Annotated in this window: 19 protein-coding genes; 9 read left to right on the top strand and 10 right to left on the bottom strand. The window is 63.1% G+C overall.

Features of this window, described 5'->3' with window-relative positions; genetic code table 11:
- Positions 1-189: 189 nt before the first annotated feature.
- Complete coding sequence (gbdR, locus tag AC19YX_RS13800) at positions 190-1,293, top strand: choline metabolism transcriptional regulator GbdR (protein WP_020295353.1); 1,104 nt, start codon at positions 190-192, stop codon at positions 1,291-1,293.
- On the opposite strand, the gene aac(6') is transcribed toward gbdR, so the two are convergent.
- Both aac(6') and AC19YX_RS13790 read right to left on the bottom strand, forming a co-directional pair.
- Complete coding sequence (gene aac(6'), locus AC19YX_RS13795; RefSeq protein ID WP_500606465.1) at positions 1,294-1,740, bottom strand: aminoglycoside 6'-N-acetyltransferase; 447 nt, start codon at positions 1,738-1,740, stop codon at positions 1,294-1,296. It lies immediately after the preceding gene.
- A 66-nt stretch (positions 1,741-1,806) separates the two neighbouring features.
- Positions 1,807-2,067 (bottom strand): hypothetical protein, encoded by a 261-nt coding sequence (locus tag AC19YX_RS13790; protein ID WP_078472775.1) that lies wholly within the window; start codon positions 2,065-2,067, stop codon positions 1,807-1,809.
- Between the two features lie 263 nt (positions 2,068-2,330).
- Here AC19YX_RS13790 and AC19YX_RS13785 point away from each other — a divergent pair, with 263 nt between their 5' ends.
- A complete protein-coding gene (locus AC19YX_RS13785) occupies positions 2,331-2,759 on the top strand; it encodes a DUF4952 domain-containing protein (protein ID WP_201128366.1) in 429 nt (142 codons plus the stop codon).
- A 229-nt stretch (positions 2,760-2,988) separates the two neighbouring features.
- On the opposite strand, the gene AC19YX_RS13780 is transcribed toward AC19YX_RS13785, so the two are convergent.
- From AC19YX_RS13780 to AC19YX_RS13765, 4 genes are all read right to left on the bottom strand, one after another.
- Positions 2,989-3,465 carry a thioesterase family protein gene (locus AC19YX_RS13780; RefSeq protein WP_421549586.1) on the bottom strand — a complete coding sequence of 159 codons (477 nt, stop codon included), beginning with the start codon at positions 3,463-3,465 and terminating at the stop codon, positions 2,989-2,991.
- A gap of 60 nt (positions 3,466-3,525) precedes the next feature.
- Positions 3,526-4,491 carry an L-carnitine dehydrogenase gene (locus AC19YX_RS13775; protein WP_500606464.1) on the bottom strand — a complete coding sequence of 322 codons (966 nt, stop codon included), beginning with the start codon at positions 4,489-4,491 and terminating at the stop codon, positions 3,526-3,528.
- 60 nt (positions 4,492-4,551) lie between these two features.
- A complete protein-coding gene (gene cdhC / locus AC19YX_RS13770; RefSeq protein ID WP_500606463.1) occupies positions 4,552-5,439 on the bottom strand; it encodes a 3-dehydrocarnitine:acetyl-CoA trimethylamine transferase CdhC in 888 nt (295 codons plus the stop codon).
- An 87-nt stretch (positions 5,440-5,526) separates the two neighbouring features.
- Positions 5,527-6,471: a choline ABC transporter substrate-binding protein gene (locus tag AC19YX_RS13765; RefSeq protein ID WP_421549584.1), complete on the bottom strand. Its 945-nt coding sequence runs from the start codon at positions 6,469-6,471 to the stop codon at positions 5,527-5,529.
- Between the two features lie 195 nt (positions 6,472-6,666).
- On the opposite strand from AC19YX_RS13765, the gene AC19YX_RS13760 reads away from it, so the two are divergent.
- On the top strand, positions 6,667-7,614 hold the full coding sequence (locus AC19YX_RS13760) for a GlxA family transcriptional regulator (RefSeq protein ID WP_201128359.1): 948 nt from the start codon (positions 6,667-6,669) through the stop codon (positions 7,612-7,614).
- Between the two features lie 18 nt (positions 7,615-7,632).
- Here the strand turns inward: AC19YX_RS13760 and AC19YX_RS13755 are convergent, their stop codons facing one another.
- The 4 genes from AC19YX_RS13755 to AC19YX_RS13740 form a co-directional block, all read right to left on the bottom strand.
- Positions 7,633-8,049, bottom strand: a complete 417-nt coding sequence (locus tag AC19YX_RS13755) for a DUF3010 family protein (RefSeq protein WP_078472782.1) — start codon at positions 8,047-8,049, stop codon at positions 7,633-7,635.
- A 33-nt stretch (positions 8,050-8,082) separates the two neighbouring features.
- On the bottom strand, positions 8,083-8,409 hold the full coding sequence (locus AC19YX_RS13750; protein ID WP_500606462.1) for a helix-turn-helix domain-containing protein: 327 nt from the start codon (positions 8,407-8,409) through the stop codon (positions 8,083-8,085).
- Entirely contained in the window at positions 8,390-8,614 is a 225-nt protein-coding gene (locus AC19YX_RS13745) for a type II toxin-antitoxin system RelE family toxin (protein WP_500606461.1), read from the bottom strand. Before AC19YX_RS13745 ends, AC19YX_RS13750 begins: the two co-directional genes overlap by 20 nt.
- A gap of 141 nt (positions 8,615-8,755) precedes the next feature.
- Positions 8,756-9,157, bottom strand: a complete 402-nt coding sequence (locus tag AC19YX_RS13740) for a lysozyme inhibitor LprI family protein (protein ID WP_078472784.1) — start codon at positions 9,155-9,157, stop codon at positions 8,756-8,758.
- A gap of 237 nt (positions 9,158-9,394) precedes the next feature.
- On the opposite strand from AC19YX_RS13740, the gene AC19YX_RS13735 reads away from it, so the two are divergent.
- The 6 genes from AC19YX_RS13735 to etfB all read left to right on the top strand — a co-directional run bounded on the left by AC19YX_RS13735 (position 9,395) and on the right by etfB (position 17,170).
- Positions 9,395-10,372: a dipeptidase gene (locus tag AC19YX_RS13735; RefSeq protein WP_078472786.1), complete on the top strand. Its 978-nt coding sequence runs from the start codon at positions 9,395-9,397 to the stop codon at positions 10,370-10,372.
- A 151-nt stretch (positions 10,373-10,523) separates the two neighbouring features.
- Entirely contained in the window at positions 10,524-11,054 is a 531-nt protein-coding gene (locus AC19YX_RS13730) for a 4-vinyl reductase (RefSeq protein WP_078472787.1), read from the top strand.
- A 14-nt stretch (positions 11,055-11,068) separates the two neighbouring features.
- Positions 11,069-13,129 (top strand): dimethylglycine demethylation protein DgcA, encoded by a 2,061-nt coding sequence (dgcA, locus tag AC19YX_RS13725; RefSeq protein WP_078472788.1) that lies wholly within the window; start codon positions 11,069-11,071, stop codon positions 13,127-13,129.
- 96 nt (positions 13,130-13,225) lie between these two features.
- Positions 13,226-15,169 (top strand): dimethylglycine demethylation protein DgcB, encoded by a 1,944-nt coding sequence (dgcB, locus tag AC19YX_RS13720; RefSeq protein WP_500606460.1) that lies wholly within the window; start codon positions 13,226-13,228, stop codon positions 15,167-15,169.
- Positions 15,169-16,389 carry an electron transfer flavoprotein subunit alpha gene (gene etfA, locus AC19YX_RS13715; RefSeq protein WP_500606459.1) on the top strand — a complete coding sequence of 407 codons (1,221 nt, stop codon included), beginning with the start codon at positions 15,169-15,171 and terminating at the stop codon, positions 16,387-16,389. The genes dgcB and etfA overlap by 1 nt, the downstream gene beginning before the upstream one ends.
- A 10-nt stretch (positions 16,390-16,399) precedes the next feature.
- A complete protein-coding gene (gene etfB, locus AC19YX_RS13710) occupies positions 16,400-17,170 on the top strand; it encodes an electron transfer flavoprotein subunit beta (protein ID WP_078472791.1) in 771 nt (256 codons plus the stop codon).
- Positions 17,171-18,053 lie beyond the last annotated feature (883 nt).

Genomic DNA, 18,053 nt, shown 5'->3' with positions numbered 1-18,053 from the left:
AACCCCCACTGCGCGCGTGGCTTATATAGACACCCCGCGATGTCGTTTTCAGGAGTTATTGAATGGCCATTCAACTTTAGGCATGGCAATTGCTCTGTCATGACAAAGCCCTTCTCTGCAAGAGAATGATGGCAATAACAAGAGCCTCCGCCTGAGGCCATCACCCGCTTTGTGTGAGGAGATACCGCGATGACGTCGTTCAACTCCGGGGCTCAACCCCAGAACCGTGCGCCTCAATCCATCGGCTTTTTGCTGCTGGACAATTTCACGCTGATTTCTCTGGCCTCCGCAGTCGAACCGCTGCGCATGGCCAACCAGCTGTCCGGTCGCGAGCTGTATCGCTGGACCACCCTCAGCGTCGATGGCGGGCAAGTCTGGGCCAGCGATGGCCTGCAGATCACCCCCGACGCCTCCATGCACAAAGCGCCCGTCCTCGACACCGTGATTGTCTGCGGCGGCATTGGTATCCAGCGCACCGTAACCCGTGAACACGTGTCCTGGCTGCAAAGCCAGGCCCGCCAGTCACGACGCCTGGGTGCCGTGTGCACCGGCAGCTGGGCCCTGGCGTGCGCCGGCCTGCTCGACGGTTTCGATTGCAGCGTGCACTGGGAATGCCTGGCGTCGATGCAGGAAGCCTTTCCCCGGGTCGCCATGAGCACCCGCCTGTTTACCCTCGACCGCAACCGCTTCACCAGCTCCGGTGGCACTGCGCCGCTGGACATGATGCTGCACTTGATCAGCCGCGATCACGGCCGTGAACTGTCCGCCGCGATCTCGGAAATGTTCGTCTACGAACGTATCCGCAACGAGCAGGATCACCAGCGCGTGCCGCTCAAGCACATGCTCGGCACCAACCAGCCGAAGCTCCAGGAAATCGTTGCGTTGATGGAAGCCAACCTCGAAGAGCCGATCGATCTCGACGAGCTGGCAGTGTACGTCGCTGTTTCGCGGCGTCAGCTGGAGCGGCTGTTCCAGAAGTACCTGCACTGTTCGCCGTCGCGCTATTACCTCAAGCTGCGGCTGATCCGCGCCCGGCAACTGCTCAAGCAGACGCCGATGTCGATCATCGAAGTGGCGTCGGTCTGCGGTTTTGTCTCCACGCCGCATTTCTCCAAGTGCTACCGCGAATACTTCGGCATTCCGCCGCGGGATGAGCGCGTCGGTTCCAACACCACCCAGCAGGTAGCGATGATGCCGATCCCCCAGGCGCTGGTGCTGGCGCCACTCTCGGGCCCGCTGTCGGCCCTGAGCCAGGCGCGCAACGAGTCGACATTCGCCAGCGTGCGCCTGTAGTCACAGCGTTTTCTTGAAGTACACGACGCGCTCGGTTTCCTCGAAACCGAGCGCCTTGTGCACGGTCTGGCTCAACAGGTTTTCCAGGCCGGTATCCGACGCCATTTCCCCGCAGCCCTGATCTCGTCCCCATTGGGCGACGGCGTTGATCAATTGCTCGGCAATCCCCTGGCGCCGCTGTTCGGCGACCACATACAAGCCTTCCAGAAACACCACCGGCGAATGTTCGGTGCCATTCACGTAATCGCGGCGCAGCGAGGCTTCGGCCAGGCCCGCGGGTTGGCCATCGGCGGTGTAGGCGAGCAGGTTGATATAGCGCCGCGGGTCACTCAGCAAATCAGTGATTTCGTCCAGGTGCTCCTGGCGCGAACTGTCCGGCCAGAGCGCCTGGCGCAACTCCAGCCAGCCCGGTTGTCGGGCTGACTGACAGTGTTCGATTCGCGGCATGGGGCGGGTTCCAGAGGGCTGAAAGGACCCGCACTCTACACCCTCGGATCCTTTGCCGGCGACGGCTCAGGCGTGGCTGTTGCGGTACTGGGCCAGGGCCGGCAGCAACTGTTGGTCGATGGCCTGGCGCACGGCCGGAAGAATGGTCGCGTTGCCGGTCAGCATCTGCTCGACCATGCCCTTGAGCGCCCGGACCCGCGCATCGCTCAAGCCGCGCACCGCGTACTCACACGCCTGGTCGGCGGTGGCGCCAGCCGGCATCTCGAAACCCAGGGCCCGGAGTTGGCCGAGCAGGTCATCCTGATCAATCAGATCCGCGTGCATCATGACTCTTATCCTTATTCAGGGAGCGGGGTGGTGGATCGATTCTGGTAGGCCGCCCGGGAGTCGGCAAGGGCAAATCGTCGCCATGGCCCGTTTACCTATGAACAGGTCGTTTTCGACTAAGTGCAGTCCCCGGGCCTGCTTTCCAGGGCGCCGCCTGCGTCGCAGATAACGCATCACCGGTCCTGGCGCCCAAGGTATTCTGCGCCGGCGGTCGGTGTTCGACAGGGACGGCCGCCCACTTGGAAACCAAGGAGCTGTAGTCGATGAAAGTGCTGTTCAGAGGGACCCTGGCCGGTGTGTTGTGGCTGTTTTCCAGCGGAGCCTGGGCTGCTCCGGAGTGTGCCGACTTTCTTCGGGCCAGCGCCGATCCACCCCAGGTCCTCGAGTTTGTCGAGTGTAAATACACGCCGCAGCAGCAAGGCGCGCCGCTGACCGCGACCTATCGCGTCGAAGGCCGGCATGCCCAAGAGGTGGAGAGCTATTTGCGGCTCATCTCGGGGGAGACAAATTACTTGAAGTTTGTCTGCTGTGGCTGGGAAACAACGCGTATGACCTACTACCTGGATCGAAGAGCCGGCCGCACCTATCAACTCAGCATGGGGTCCGAAGAGACGCCCCATAACCGCCGGGAGCGGTGGCACAAGATCGGCTATTTCTATGTGACGGTGGTGCTGTACACCGAGGACGTCTGAAGGTCGCCCAGTGGCCCGTTTACCTATGAACAGGTCGCATTCAGCTAACCAGCGCCAGGGCCGAGCAGGCAGACTGAACCCCAGCTGATGTCACGACGGTTTGGTCACCCTCTTACTACAGCTCCTTGGCAAAGCACTCCCTGCCTCGATCCTGTCACGGCTTGATCGGGGCTTTTTTTGTCTGCGCGAAAAGGCGTGGCTTGAGCGGCGGGCGATCCTTCGCCCGGGTTCATTTTTCCGCCGGCAAGGCCATGACCCGCCCCAGATACGCCGGGGCCGGCAGTTCCAACTGCTCGGCAGCAATGGCTTGCAGGCGTTCCAGTACAGCCTCGCTGAACGGTGTCGAGCGTGGGCCGGCCAGGTCGACATGCAGCAGCATCTGCTCGTTGCCGGCCAGCATCTGCGGGTCACCGACCTGATGCAGGCTGTGGTAGAGGTGCAGGCGTTTGCGATCGTGAGCGATCAGTTGGGTGTGCACCTCGACCTGGGTGCCGAGTTTCACTTCATGCAGGTAATTCAGATGCAGCTCCAGGGTGAACAGCGAGTGGCCGCTGGTTTCGCGGTTCTCGCTGTCCAGGCCCAGGCGGTCCATCAGGGCGTCGGTGGCGTAGCTGAAAATCAGCAGGTAAAAGGCGTCGCGCAGATGGCCGTTGTAGTCGACCCACTCAGGCAGGACGGGGGTGCTGTAGGTGAGCAGTGCGGGCATGGGCTGGGTTCCAGGGGGCGAAGAAAATCGGGCGAGGCGCAGCGGCCTCGCCACGTCGGGTCAGTCGCTGAAGTTCATGCCGTGCTTGGCCTTGGTGGTCTTGACCGCATCGAGTACCGCCAGCAGGCAATCATCACGATAGCGCTCCAGGGCCGAAATGCTGCGTTCGCCCAACTGCTCACTGGTGCCTTGCACCACGTTGTCAATCAACTTGTCGGTCAGTGGCGGGGCGGGCAGGTAGGTCCAGGGCAGTTGCAGCGCCGGCCCGAACTGGGCCATGAAGTGGCGCATGCCGGCATCGCCACCCGCCAGGGTATAGGTGAGGAAGGTGCCCATGAACGACCAGCGCAGGCCGGCGCCGAAGCGGATCGCGTCGTCGATTTCACCCGTGGTGGCCACGCCGTCATTGACCAGGTGCAGCGCCTCGCGCCACAGGGCTTCCAACAGGCGGTCGGCGATAAATCCCGGGACCTCCTTGCGCACATGCAGCGGGCGCATGCCCAGGGATTCATAGACCCGCATTGCCGCCTGCACCGCCTCGGGCGCAGTGTGTTTGCCGCCCACCACTTCCACCAGCGGCAGCAGGTACACCGGGTTGAAGGGGTGGCCGACCACGCAGCGTTCCGGGTGGGTCGCGCCTTCGTAGAATTCGCTGGGCAGCAGCCCCGAGGTGCTGGAGCCGATCAGTGCATCGGGCTTGGCTGCGGCGCTGATCTGGCTATGCAACTGCAACTTCAGCTCCAGGCGCTCCGGGGCGCTTTCCTGGATGAAGTCGGCGTCCTTCACGCACTCCTCAATGGTGGCGACAAAACGCAGGCGCTGTTGCGCGGCGCCCGGTGCCAGGCCTTGTTGCTCCAGGGCGCCCCAGGCATTGGCCACCCGTTGCCGCAGGGCTGCTTCGGCGCCGGGGGCCGGGTCCCAGGCCACCACGTCCAGGCCGTGGGCCAGGGCGCGAGCCACCCAGCCGCTGCCGATGACACCGCTGCCCAGGGCGGCGAAGGTTTTGATGTCGGTGATAAAACGCATGGCAAATTCCTGAAAAAAGGGTGCGAGGGGCTGTGCAAGCCGGTTTTGTCGGGAGGCGGGTCAGCGGCGCTGGGGCAGGCCCATCTTGGCCCGCCCTTCGGCCGGGGTCAGGACCCGCGCGCCGAGGCGGCTGAGGATTTGCGTGGCGCGCTCCACCAGTTGGCCGTTGGTCGCCAGCACGCCTTTGTCCAGCCAGAGGTTGTCCTCCAGCCCGACCCGCACATTGCCGCCCAGCAACACCGCCTGCGCGGCCATTGGCATTTGCATGCGGCCGATGCCGAAACCTGCCCACACCGCATCGGCCGGCAGGTTGTCGACCATGGCCTTCATGGTGGTGGTGTCGGCCGGGGCGCCCCAGGGGATGCCCAGGCACAGCTGGAACAGCGGGTTGTCCAGCAGGCCTTCCTTGATCATCTGCTTGGCGAACCACAGGTGCCCGGTGTCGAAGATTTCCAGTTCGGCCTTCACCCCCAGTTCCTGGATGCGCCTGGCGCCGGCCCGCAGCTGCGCCGGGGTGGAAACGTAAATGGTGTCGCCGTCGCCGAAGTTCAGGGTGCCGCAGTCCAGGGTGCAGATTTCCGGCAGCAGCGCCTCGACGTGGGCCAGGCGCGTCAGTGGGCCCACCAGGTCGGTGTTAGGGCCGAACTCCATGGGGTTTTCCCCGGCGCCGATCTCCAGGTCGCCGCCCATGCCGGCGGTGAGGTTGACGATGATGTCGATGTCCGCCTCGCGAATGCGCTCCATGACTTCGCGGTACAGCGCCACGTTACGGCTGAACTTGCCGCTCTGTGGGTCGCGCACGTGGCAATGGACCACGGTGGCGCCGGCCTTGGCCGCCTCCACCGCCGCGGCGGCGATCTGCTTGGGGGTGACCGGGACGTGGGGGCTCCTGGCGGTCGTGTCGCCAGCACCGGTGAGTGCGCAGGTGATGATGACGTCGTGGTTCATGGTGCGGGTTCCTTGCAGGCGTGATGTGTGGGCGTGACGCTGCCGTTCGCAGCCGGGAAGCGGCTGCGAGGCAGCGGGGCATCGGGGTTATTGACTGGTCAGTTGCAGGTGCTGGTCGGCGGGCTTGCCATCGAAGGTGGTGACGCCTTCAAGCCAGCGTTGCTGGTCCTGCGGATGGTCCTTGAGCCATTGCTTGGCCGATTCCAGGGCGTCCTTGTGGTCGAGCAGCGGTTGCATCATGCGGCTCTCGTCTTCGGCGCTGAAGGTCAGGTTGCTCAGCAGCCGGCTGACGTTCGGGCATTGTTCGGCGTAGTTCGGCGCGGTCACGGTCCAGACCGTGGCCATGCCTTCGTTCGGGCCCAGGGCATCGTCGCTGCCGCTGAGGTAGGTCATCTTCTGGTTGACGTTCATCGGGTGCGGCGCCCAGCCGAAGAAGACGATGGCTTCGTTGCGTTTGACCGCACGGGTCACCGCCGACAGCATCCCGGCTTCACTGGACTCCACCAGTTGGAACTTGCCGAGGCCGAACTGATTCTTGGCAATCATGTCCTTGATCTGGGTATTGGCCCCCGAGCCGGGCTCGATGCCGTAGATCTTGCCGCCCAGCTCTTTTTCGAAACGGGCGATGTCGGCGAAGGTTTTCAGCCCCTTGTCCGCCAGGTAAGTGGGCACCGCCAGGGTCGCGCGGGCGTCCTTGAGGCTGGGTTCGGCCAGGACCTTGACCTGCTTGGCCTCGACGAAGGGGGCGATGGTCTGGGTCATCAGCGGGTTCCAGTAGCCGAGGAACAGATCCAGGCGCTGGTCGCGGATGCCGGCGAAGATGATTTGCTGGGAGGCGCTGGTCTGTTTGGTCTTGTAGCCGAGGCCGTCGAGCAGCACTTGGGTCATGGCGCTGGTGGCGATGACGTCGGTCCAGTTGACCACGCCCAGGCGCACGTTCTGGCAACTGGCGGCGTCCGCGGCAATGGCGCCGGAACTCAGGAAAGCGGTACCGCTGAGTGCAAGAACACAGCTGCTGATCAGTCGTTTCATGGAGGTTCCCTCGGCAGGTCGTTATTGTGGGTTCCGGGGTCTTTGTGCGCCGGTAATGCCAAGGTACGCAGCTGCTGCCCAGGGAAAGCGCACAGCGGCGACCCGCTCTTGCACTGCAGCGACCTGGACCCTTGTCGGGAGCCGGCAATTGGCGTATCACAGGCCCCCACGCCACCCGTCTTGCGAGTGCGTTTCATGTCCCAGGAGTTTTACTTTCTGCTGATGCCGGGCTTCTCCGCCATTGGCTTTATTTCCGCCATCGAGCCGCTGCGGGTGGCCAACCGCTTTCGCGGCGAGCTGTATCGCTGGCACGTGCTGAGCGCAGACGGCGGGGCGGTGCTGGCCAGCAATGGCATGTCGGTCAATGCCGATGCGGCGCTGGAACCCTTGAAAAAGGGCGCAACGCTATGGGTGGTGGCCGGTTTCGAGCCGTTGAAGTCGCTGACCGCGCCTCTGGTGCACTGGTTGCGCCGTCTCGACCTGGAAGGCGTGACGTTGGGCGGGATCGATACCGGCAGCGTGGTCCTGGCCGAAGCCGGCCTGCTGGAAGGCCATCGCCTGACCCTGCATTGGGAAGCCATCGAGGCGTTCAAGGAGTCTTATCCACAGCTGTGGGTGACCCAGGAGCTGTTCGAAATCGACCGACGGCGCATCACCTCGGCGGGCGGCACCGCGTCCATCGACATGATGCTCGACCTGATTGGCCAGGCCCATGGCGCGCCGCTGGCGGTCCAGGTCAGTGAGCAGTTCGTGCTTGGCCGCATCCGCCCGCGCCAGGATCACCAGCGCATGGAGGTCGCCAGCCGCTACGGCATCAGCAATCGGAAGCTGGTGCAGGTGATTGGCGAGATGGAACAGCACAGCGAACCGCCGCTGAGCACCCTGGCCCTGGCTGAATCAATCAACGTCACCCGCAGGCAACTGGAGCGCCTGTTTCGCCTGCACCTCAACGACACACCGAGCAACTTCTACCTCGGCCTGCGCCTGGATAAGGCGCGGCAACTGCTGCGCCAGACCGACCTCAGCGTGCTGGAAGTCAGCATCGCCTGCGGTTTTGAATCCCCGTCCTACTTCACCCGCAGTTACCGCGCCAGGTTTGCCAAGTGCCCGCGTGAGGATCGGCGACAACACCAGAGCGCATAACGCCAATACGCCAAACCTTTATTTTTTCAGGAGGGCCGAGCAGGCGGCTTTGTAGGCCTCGTGCTGGTATTTGTTGAGGGTGCCTGGCAGCTCGAAGCTGTGCTTCTTGTTCTGCGCGTTGATGGTCTGCGGCGAGAGCAGGGTCACGTCGCAGTTTTCCAGCAGCTGAAACACGCCTTCGATCTTGAAGGTGGTCGGGCCGCCGGCGAATTCGCCTTTTTTGCTGCGCTTCTTGATGGCGATGCGGCTGATGCCGTTGTCACGGACAAAGGCCGCCACCTGGGCAGCAAAGGCTTTGACGTTGGCCGCTTCATCGTCGTCTTCGAGGGCGATTTTCTTGGTGGCGATGGCCACGTGCTGCAGGGCGTCGCCCTGCAGGGAGGCGATGGCGAAGATGGCTTCGCTGCCTTTGATTTCGATGCCACAGATGCTCATGAGCGTTCCTTTGATCCGGTAATGGCGTGCAGCTTACAGCTCCAGCTGGTCGGCGCGAATGCCAAACGCCCGGGCAATTTTCTCGCGGGTGGCGCGGCGCGGCTTGGCGACGCTTTCCTGCTGGGCGAAGGCCGGCTGGGAAATGCCCAGGCGCTGGGCGACTTCACCCTGGGTCAGGTGCAGGTGTTCGCGCCAGGCCCGGATCGGCGTGGCGCCGTCGACGATACGGCTGACCACATCATGGGGAATCAGCTCGGCGCTGTTGTACCGGGCCAGGTACTGGGCATAGGGAATGACCACGAACGCCGGCTTGCCGTCCGTGTCGTTGATGATCTGAATATCAGTAGGTGCGTTCGTCACGTCTTTTGACCTCTTGGATACTGATCACGTGAATCGCGCCGTCCCAATCGAACAACACTCGGTAATGACCGACGCGCAGTCGATAGGCGTAGCCGTGACCGGTCAATGCCCTGACCTGAGCCACATCGGGCATGTCGGCCAACAGGCTGATGGCATCGCGGACTTGAACCTGATGTTCGCGTTGCAGCCTGAGCAGCTGCTTCACGGCCTAGCGGGTCCACTGGATACTGTTCATGGTGAAAATAAGCTTTTTATAAGGTAACTCGATATTTGCTTATAAAAGCTGTGTCGCCAAGCCTTGAACCTTCACTGAATGTTGCCGCCCGCAGGGCTTTGTCGTCGCGGTTCACTCCTGTGCAATCGACTCCAGAAACTCCGACCGTTCATCGCTCATGCGCGCCATGCAGTCGTTCTGGGCAATGGTGTAGGCCTTGCTGCCCGGCTTGGCGGGGAAGCTTTCCACGGCGCAATCGGCTTCGCGCTGTTTTTGCCACAGTTGCTGGGCGTTGTTGAGCTTGCCGGTGATGTCGGCGAGCTTGGCCTTGTCGCTGCCGTACAGGTTGGCGAAGCGTTCCAGCAGGCCCTGGACGTTGTCCTTGAGCAACTGTTCGGCGGTGGTGCGGTTGTAGGTCGCGCATTCCAGGGTCTGCACGTCGTTTTCGACGGCATCGCAAGGCGAGTTGTCGGCTTCTTCAGCCGCCTGTACGCCGGTCGCCATCAGTGCCAAAGCGAGGAAGATCGATTTCATTGCGTCGCCGCCCCTAAATCCAGTGAAGCATCCAGTAAAGCGGCGGATTCTGGCGCAAGCGCCGGGCAAAGAACAGATGACGCCGATGCCCGGCTGCCGACCCTTTGTCGCGCCTTGACGCTTTCGGCAATTCCCCTGTCGCTTTTGCATCCGGCTCCCTTGCCCACGCGGCATATGCTGGCCCCAAAGCGCCGGCAGACGATTCGGCGCATGAATCGCCAATAAGGGGACAGCCTGATGAGCCCAGCCGAACTGCACGCCGACAGCATCGTTATCGACGGGCTGATCATTGCCAAGTGGAACCGCGAGCTGTTTGAGGACATGCGCAAGGGCGGCCTGACCGCAGCCAACTGCACTGTGTCGGTGTGGGAAGGCTTCCAGGCCACCATCGACAGCATCTGCAAAAGCCAGAAGCTGATGCGCGAAAACAGCGACCTGGTAATGCCGGTCCGCAGCACCGCCGATATCCGCAAGGCCAAGGAACAGGGCAAGACCGGCATCCTCTTCGGTTTCCAGAATGCCCATGCCTATGAAGACCAGATCGGCTATGTCGAGGTGTTCAAGCAGCTGGGCGTGGGCATTGTGCAGATGTGCTACAACACCCAGAACCTAGTGGGCACCGGCTGTTATGAGCGTGATGGCGGGCTCTCGGGTTTCGGTCGCGAAATCGTGGCCGAGATGAATCGCGTCGGGGTCATGTGCGACCTGTCCCACGTCGGTTCCAAGACGTCCGAGGAAGTCATCCTCGAATCGAAGAAACCCGTCTGCTACTCCCACTGCCTGCCGTCGGGCCTCAAGGAACACCCGCGCAACAAGTCCGATGCGGAGCTGAAGTTCATCGCCGATCACGGTGGTTTCGTCGGCGTGACCATGTTTGCACCGTTCCTGGCCAAGGGCATCGACTCGACCATCGACGACTACGCCGAAGCCATCGAATACACCATGAACCTGGTGGGCGAAGACGCCATCGGTATCGGCACCGACTTCACCCAGGGCCATGGCCAGGACTTCTTCGAGTACCTGACCCACGACAAGGGCTACGCCCGCCGCCTGACCAGCTTCGGCAAGATCATCAACCCCCTGGGGATCCGCACCGTGGGCGAGTTTCCCAACCTCACCGAGACCCTGCTCAAGCGCGGCCACCCCGAGCGTGTGGTGCGCAAGATCATGGGCGAGAACTGGGTCAATGTCCTGAAGGACGTCTGGGGCGAATGAATGCCTGCGGAGCCTACTCCGCTCGCCGATAGCTGCGTCACGTCCTCGACGTGCTCGCTACGGCTCCAAAGTCATTCACACGGCTTGTTTATTAGAGCAAGGCAAAAGCTTTGCTAAGCACTGAAAACGAATTTTCTGGAGTTAAGTTTCCATGGCCAAAATCGCCCCGCAATTGCCCATCGAAGTCGACAGCGAGACCGGTGTCTGGACCTCCGATGCCCTGCCGATGCTCTACGTGCCACGGCACTTTTTCGTCAACAACCACATGGGCATCGAAGACGTGCTGGGGGCCGAGGCCTACGCCGAGATCCTGTACAAGGCCGGCTACAAATCCGCCTGGCACTGGTGCGAGAAAGAAGCCGAATGCCACGGCCTGGAAGGCGTGGCGGTGTTCGAGCACTACATGAAGCGCCTGTCGCAGCGCGGCTGGGGCCTGTTCAAGATCCAGGACATCGACCTGGATCAAGGCACCGCCAGCGTCAAGCTCGAGCACTCGGCGTTCGTCTACGTCTACGGCAAGGTCGGGCGCAAGGTCGACTACATGTTCACCGGCTGGTTCGCCGGCGCCATGGACCAGATCCTCCAAGCCCGGGGCAGTTCGATTCGGACCGTGGCTGAGCAGGTCTACGGTGGCTCCGAAGAAGGCCACGACGACGGCCTGTTCATCGTCAAACCGTTGTAGGCGGAGTTTAGAAAATGGCTTTCGAAGCGATGTTCCAGCCGATCCAGATCGGCAAACTGACCATCCGCAACCGTGTGCTGAGCACCGCGCACGCCGAGGTCTATGCCACCGATGGCGGCATGACTACCGACCGTTATGTGAAGTACTACGAAGAGAAAGCCAAGGGCGGCATCGGCCTGGCGATCTGCGGCGGCTCCTCGGTGGTGGCCATCGACAGCCCGCAGGAGTGGTGGGCCTCGGTCAACCTGGCCACCGACCGCATCATTCCGCACTTCCAGAACCTGGCCGATGCCATGCACAAGCATGGCGCCAAGATCATGATCCAGATTACCCACATGGGTCGTCGCTCACGCTGGGATGGCTTCAACTGGCCGACCCTGATGTCGCCATCCGGTGTGCGCGAGCCGGTGCACCGCGCCACCTGCAAGACCATTGAGCCGGAAGAAATCTGGCGCGTGATCGGCAACTACGCCCAGGCCGCGCGCCGGGCCAAGGCCGGTGGCCTGGATGGCGTCGAGCTGTCGGCGGTGCACCAGCACATGATCGACCAGTTCTGGAGCCCGCGCGTCAACAAGCGCACCGACGAATGGGGCGGCAGTTTTGAGGGCCGGATGAAGTTCGGCCTGGAAGTGCTCAAGGCGGTGCGTGCCGAAGTCGGTGACGATTTCTGCGTCGGCATACGCCTGTGCGGTGATGAATTCCACCCGGACGGCCTGTCCCACGAGGACATGAAGCAGATCGCCAAGTACTACGACGACACCGGCATGCTCGACTTTATCGGTGTGGTGGGCTCGGGGTGCGACACCCACAACACCCTGGCCAACGTCATTCCCAACATGAGTTACCCACCGGAGCCGTTCCTGCACCTGGCGGCCGGGATCAAGGAAGTGGTCAAGGTCCCGGTGCTGCACGCGCAGAACATCAAGGACCCGAACCAGGCCACGCGCATTCTCGAAGGCGGTTACGTCGACATGGTCGGCATGACCCGTGCGCACATCGCTGACCCGCACCTGATCGCCAAGATCAAGATGGGCCAGATCGACCAGATCAAGCAGTGCGTCGGCGCCAACTACTGCATCGACCGCCAGTACCAGGGGCTGGATGTGCTGTGCATCCAGAACGCCGCGACCTCCCGTGAATACATGGGCGTGCCGCACATCATCGAGAAGAGCACCGGGGTCAAGCGCAAGGTGGTGGTGGTCGGAGCCGGCCCGGCGGGGATGGAAGCCGCACGCGTGGCCGCCGAGCGCGGGCATGACGTGACCCTGATCGAGAAAAAGGACGCCATCGGCGGGCAGATCACCACGGCCTCCAAGGCACCGCAACGGGATCAGATCGCCGGTATCACCCGCTGGTATCAGCTGGAGCTGGCACGACTGAAAGTCGACCTGCGCCTGGGCACCGCTGCCGATATCGCCACCATCCTCGACCTGCGTCCGGACATCGTGGTACTGGCCGTGGGCGGGCACCCGAACCTGGAGCAGAACGAACACTGGGGCGCTGCCGAAGGCCTGGTGGTCAGCAGTTGGGACGTGCTCGATGGCAAGGTGGCGCCGGGCAAGAATGTGCTGGTCTACGACACCATCTGCGAATTCACCGGTATGTCGGTGGCCGATTTCCTGGCTGACAAAGGCAGTCAGGTCGAAATCGTCACCGATGACATCAAGCCTGGGGTGGCGATTGGCGGGACGTCGTTCCCGACCTACTACCGCAGCATGTACCCCAAGGAAGTGATCATGACCGGCGACATGATGCTGGAGAAGGTCTACCGCGAGGGCGACAAGCTGATTGCCGTGCTGGAAAACGAATACACAGGGGCCAAGGAAGAGCGGGTGGTGGACCAGGTGGTGGTGGAGAACGGCGTGCGCCCGGATGAAGAGCTGTATTACGGGCTCAAGCAAGACTCGCGCAACAAGGGCCAGATCGATGTCGAGGCGCTGTTCGCGATCAAGCCGCAGCCGTGCCTGGGCGAGCCGGGCGAGGGTTTCCTGCTGTTCCGGATCGGCGACTGCGTGGCTCAGCGCAATACCCATGCCGCCATCTATGACGCCCTGCGCTTGTGCAAGGATTTTTAACAACAGTTGCTGATAGGAGCCGGCTTGTTGTGGCGAGGGAGCCAGCTCCCTCGCCACACCCGCCAGCTCCGACAAGATCCTTGCGGGAGCTTCACCATGCTCAACGTCATTATTCCCATCCTGCTCTTCTCCGCCCTGGGCCTTGCAGTCCTCGGCGCGCTGCGGCGTGCATCCCTGTGGCGCCGGGGGCGAGCCTCCAAGGTTGACCTGCTCGGCGGCCTGCTGGCCATGCCCAGGCGCTATATGGTCGACCTGCACCACGTGGTGGCGCGGGACAAATACATCGCCAATACCCACGTGGCCACGGCCGGCGGCGCGGTGGCGTCGATTGTGCTGGCGCTGCTGGTGCACGGTTTCGGCCTGCACAACCGCATCCTCGGCTACGCCTTGCTGTTGATGACGGCGGTGATGTTCGTCGGCGCGGTCTTTGTCTTCCTGCGCCGGCGCAACCCGCCCGCGCGCTTGTCCAAAGGCCCGTGGATGCGCCTGCCGAAAAGCCTGCTGGCGTTCTCGGCCTCGTTCTTTGTCCTGACCCTGCCGGTGGCGGGCATCCTGCCGGAAGATTTCGGTGGCTGGGTGCTGGCGCTGATCCTCGCGGTCGGTGTGCTGTGGGGCGTTTCCGAGCTGTTCTTCGGCATGACCTGGGGTGGGCCGATGAAGCACGCCTTCGCCGGTGCCCTGCACCTGGCCTGGCATCGCCGCGCCGAGCGTTTTGGCGGCGGTCGCTCCACCGGGCTCAAGCCCCTGAACCTGAGCGACCGCTCGGCGCCTTTGGGGGTGGAAAAACCCAAGGATTTCACCTGGAACCAACTGCTGGGTTTTGACGCCTGCGTGCAGTGCGGCAAATGCGAAGCGGCCTGCCCGGCGTTCGCCGCCGGCCAGCCGCTGAACCCGAAAAAGCTGATTCAAGACATGGTGGTCGGCCTCGCCGGAGGCACCGACGCCCAGTTCGCCGGCAGCCCTTACCCTGGCAAACCGATTGGCGAGCATGGCGGTAATCCCCATCAACCGATCGTCAACGGCCTGGTGGACGCCGAGACCCTGTGGTCCTGCACCACCTGCCGCGCCTGTGTCGAGGAATGCCCGATGATGATCGAGCACGTCGATGCCATCGTCGACATGCGGCGGCACCTGACCCTGGAAAAAGGCGCGACCCCGAACAAGGGCGCCGAAGTCCTGGAAAACCTGATCGCCACCGACAACCCCGGCGGCTTCAACCCCGGTGGGCGGATGAACTGGGCAGCGGACCTGAACCTGACCCTGCTCGGCGAGAAGAAAACCACCGACGTGCTGTTCTGGGTCGGCGACGGCGCCTTCGACATGCGCAACCAGCGCACCCTGCGTGCGTTCGTCAAAGTGCTGAAGGCGGCCGGCGTCGACTTTGCCGTGCTCGGCCTCGAAGAACGGGACAGCGGCGACGTGGCCCGGCGCCTGGGGGATGAGGCGACCTTCCAGCTACTGGCCAGGCGCAATATCCAGACCCTGGCCCAGTACAGCTTCAAGCGCATCGTCACCTGCGACCCCCACAGCTTCCATGTACTGAAGAACGAATACGGCGCATTTGGCGGGAACTATCAGGTGCAGCACCACAGCACTTATCTGGCTCAGATCATTGGCGAGGGGGCCTTGAACCTCGGCCAGCACAAGGGTAGCAGCGTGACCTATCACGACCCGTGCTACCTGGGCCGCTACAACGGCGAATACGAGGCTCCGCGCCAGGTGCTGCGTGCCCTGGGGATCGAGGTCAAAGAGATGCAGCGCTCGGGTTTCCGCTCCCGCTGCTGCGGTGGCGGCGGCGGTGCGCCGATTACCGACATCCCTGGCAAGCAGCGTATCCCCGATATGCGCATGGAGGACATCCGCGAAACCGGCGCCGAGCTGGTGGCGGTGGGTTGTCCACAGTGCACGGCGATGCTCGAAGGGGTGGTCGAGCCCCGGCCGCAGATCAAGGACATTGCCGAGTTGGTGGCCGATGCCCTGCTCGAAGAACCGGCGCCAGGCAAGGCTCCGGCCAAGCGCGAACCTGCGGAGGTGCACTGATGAGCGACATTATTCGCCGCGATCCACGGGCCGAGTGGATCGCCCGTAACCGCCTGCACCCGCTGCATGCCGCCATGCAACCGCTGACCCACAGCTGGATGGGGCCCAATGGCCTGCTGCGCAAGAATCCCCATGGCCAGGGTTTTATCGGCCCCAACGGGATCAAGCGCATCGACCGCAGCGGTGCCCAGCAGGGCGGCATGAGCAAGCGCAGCGCCGCGGTCGAGGTGCAACTGCCGCTGCATCAGGTGCCGCAACCGGCGTTTTACATCGGCGTGGTGCCGGACATGGTCGGTGGCCGTCTCGGCAGCCACGACCGCGACCTGTTGGGCTTGGCCCGCCAGTTGGCCGGCCAAGACGGCGCGGTGCTGACGGTGGTGTTTGGCGAGCACAAGGAAACCGCCTTCGCCCAGGCCGGCGTCGATCGCCTGCTGGTGCTGCAAGGCCATGAGTTCGAAGGTTATGCACCGGAGCAACGGGTCCAGGGCCTGCGGGCTGTGGATAACCAGTTCAGCCCGCGCCATTGGCTGCTGCCTGACAGCCGCAGTGGCGGCGCCGAATTGGGCCGGCGCTTTGCCGCGGCCCTGGGCGAGCGCCCGGCGACCCGGGTCTGGCAGGTCAAGGACGAGCAGTGTATTGGACGTGCCGGTGCCGGCTTGCAGGATCTGGCCCGGCCTCTGGCACGGCTGATCCTGGGCGCCGTCGAATGCGCCGAGCCGGTCAGCGAAACCCGGCATGAAGCGCTGCCCGTGGAGTTATCCACAAGCGTTGCCCGCAGCCTGGCGCGGATCGAAGACCTGGGCGCGGTGGCGGTGGACCCGGCCGCCATTCCCATGGCTGAAGCCGAGTTCATCTTCTCCGGCGGCAACGGGGTCAAGGACTGGGCACTGTTTCACCAGACCGCTGCTGCCCTGGGTGCCACTGAAGGCGCGTCGCGGGTGGCGGTGGACGATGGTTTCATGGCCCGGGACCGGCAGGTCGGGGCATCCGGCACCTGGGTCACGGCGCGGGTGTATGTCGCGGTGGGGATTTCCGGGGCGATCCAGCACCTGCAGGGCATCGGTGCCTGCGACAAGGTGGTGGCGATCAACCTCGACCCCGGTTGCGACATGATCAAGCGTGCCGACCTGTCGGTGATTGGCGAGAGCGCCGAGATTCTTCAAGCCTTGATCGCGGCGGTAGCGGCTTACCGCAACGGCGCCAAGCGCGACGCGGCTTAAGGGGACGACCATGAACAGTAACGTAATCAGCCTGGTATCCATCGGCGCCCACCCCACTTCCGGCCGCCCACGACGCGCTGATCAAGACGCGCGCGCAGTGGAGCTGGGCCTGCAACTGGCGGGGGACAAACTACAGGTGCTGCACGCCGGCGACATCCACGAACCGGCGCTGCGGGCCTACCTGGGCATGGGCCTGGAACAGTTGCATGTCTTGGAACAGCCGTCCGGTGCCGATGCCTTGCCGGCGCTGACCGACTACCTGCGCGACGCCGGGGCCCAGGTGGTGCTGACCGGGAGCCAGGCGGAAACCGGCGAAGGCTCGGGCATGCTCCCGTTTCTGCTGGCCGAGAACCTGGGATGGCCGCTGGTGGTGGGGCTGGCCCAGGTCGAGTCCATCGACGCTGGGGTGGCCCTGGTGCTGCAAGCCTTGCCCCGTGGCCAGCGGCGGCGCCTGAAAGTGCGCCTGCCATTTCTCGCCACTGTGGATAACGCTGCGCCCAAACCCCGACAAAGCGCCTACGGCCCGGCCCAGCGCGGCGTGTTGCAGGCAGACCAGGTCACGGTGGTGGACGACGAGTTACTCACAGCCTCGACCCTGCAACCGGCCAAGCCCCGGCCCAAGCGCCTGAAAGTGATCAAGGCCAAGAGCGGTGCCGACCGCATGAAAGCCGCCACGGCCAAGGCCAGCGGTGGCACCGGCCAGGTGCTCAAGGGCGTGACGGCCGAGGCCGGCGCCGACGCCATCCTCAAGCTGTTGATCGAGGAAGGCGTCGTCCGCTGACAGACTTTCATGCGGCAGCGACCGGTCCGGGTTGCTGCCGCATAAGGTTACCCACAATCCCTGTTAGCGTTTCTGTGGATAACATGTTCGCCCCTCGCTACAGCCCACGTGCAGCAGGCCCTGCAGCCCCCTGTATAAAAAATGACCAGCGTTAGCTGTTGTTTTTTCGAGCTTTTTCCCAGGCCTTGAGCTCCTTCATCCCCTGAAGTTGCCCCCAATCTCTGTTGGCGCTTCTGTGGATAAGATGTTTGCTGTCGGCTGTAGGCCACGCCGTTAGCTGCTTGCAGAGAGTTGTTCAATTATTGATCGATTTCGAGATTTTACCCGTACGTGCCTGCGCAAAGCCTCGATTTTCGCGGCGTGGAGCGGGTTTTCCACACCGGCCACGGGCTGTGTGCAAGTTGCCCCCAAAGTCTGTTGGCGGTTCTGTGGATAAGGTGTTTGCCTTACCCTGCAGCCCTTTTAATTAAAGGGCTTCAGGGTTTTGTTCAAAAATTGATCAGTTACCGCTGAAACCGCTGTTTCTCCATAAGTCACGGTTTTTCTCGCCTTATTCCGCTGAGCTGTCCCGGTACCCGGCGCACTTGCCCACAATTGCTGTGGGCCAAGCTGTGGATAAGATGTTGGCCGAACCCTGGACGCCTTGTAATACATAGCATACAAGGCAATAGATCAAACTTCGTACAGTTCTAATGGCCTGCTTGACAGGGATCAGGGGCCTGTCTTCACTGATGCCACCAGGACAGCATGATTACTTATCCACACCTGCTTTCAGGAGTGCAGACAATGGATTGTCGTTTATCCCAGGGTTCCCCGATCCGCGTTTCTCTCCCCCGGCGACCGCCCCAACCCCCTGGTCAGCACCACCGACGAGTTGCGACTG

It is taken from the genome of Pseudomonas sp. MF09150 (assembly GCF_059862355.1).
The sequence above is the reverse complement of the archived record's forward strand: the minus strand, read 5'-3'. Positions and strand labels throughout refer to the sequence as shown.

Bases quoted from the DNA above. Each gene is read 5' to 3' on its own strand.
- gbdR (WP_020295353.1), top strand. From the start codon at position 190: ATGACGTCGTTCAACTCCGGGGCTCAACCCCAGAACCGTGCGCCTCAA.
- AC19YX_RS13790 (WP_078472775.1), bottom strand. From the start codon at position 2,067: ATGATGCACGCGGATCTGATTGATCAGGATGACCTGCTCGGCCAACTC.
- AC19YX_RS13785 (WP_201128366.1), top strand. From the start codon at position 2,331: ATGAAAGTGCTGTTCAGAGGGACCCTGGCCGGTGTGTTGTGGCTGTTT.
- AC19YX_RS13780 (WP_421549586.1), bottom strand. From the start codon at position 3,465: ATGCCCGCACTGCTCACCTACAGCACCCCCGTCCTGCCTGAGTGGGTC.
- AC19YX_RS13775 (WP_500606464.1), bottom strand. From the start codon at position 4,491: ATGCGTTTTATCACCGACATCAAAACCTTCGCCGCCCTGGGCAGCGGT.
- cdhC (WP_500606463.1), bottom strand. From the start codon at position 5,439: ATGAACCACGACGTCATCATCACCTGCGCACTCACCGGTGCTGGCGAC.
- AC19YX_RS13765 (WP_421549584.1), bottom strand. From the start codon at position 6,471: ATGAAACGACTGATCAGCAGCTGTGTTCTTGCACTCAGCGGTACCGCT.
- AC19YX_RS13760 (WP_201128359.1), top strand. From the start codon at position 6,667: ATGTCCCAGGAGTTTTACTTTCTGCTGATGCCGGGCTTCTCCGCCATT.
- AC19YX_RS13755 (WP_078472782.1), bottom strand. From the start codon at position 8,049: ATGAGCATCTGTGGCATCGAAATCAAAGGCAGCGAAGCCATCTTCGCC.
- AC19YX_RS13740 (WP_078472784.1), bottom strand. From the start codon at position 9,157: ATGAAATCGATCTTCCTCGCTTTGGCACTGATGGCGACCGGCGTACAG.
- AC19YX_RS13735 (WP_078472786.1), top strand. From the start codon at position 9,395: ATGAGCCCAGCCGAACTGCACGCCGACAGCATCGTTATCGACGGGCTG.
- AC19YX_RS13730 (WP_078472787.1), top strand. From the start codon at position 10,524: ATGGCCAAAATCGCCCCGCAATTGCCCATCGAAGTCGACAGCGAGACC.
- dgcA (WP_078472788.1), top strand. From the start codon at position 11,069: ATGGCTTTCGAAGCGATGTTCCAGCCGATCCAGATCGGCAAACTGACC.
- dgcB (WP_500606460.1), top strand. From the start codon at position 13,226: ATGCTCAACGTCATTATTCCCATCCTGCTCTTCTCCGCCCTGGGCCTT.
- etfA (WP_500606459.1), top strand. From the start codon at position 15,169: ATGAGCGACATTATTCGCCGCGATCCACGGGCCGAGTGGATCGCCCGT.
- etfB (WP_078472791.1), top strand. From the start codon at position 16,400: ATGAACAGTAACGTAATCAGCCTGGTATCCATCGGCGCCCACCCCACT.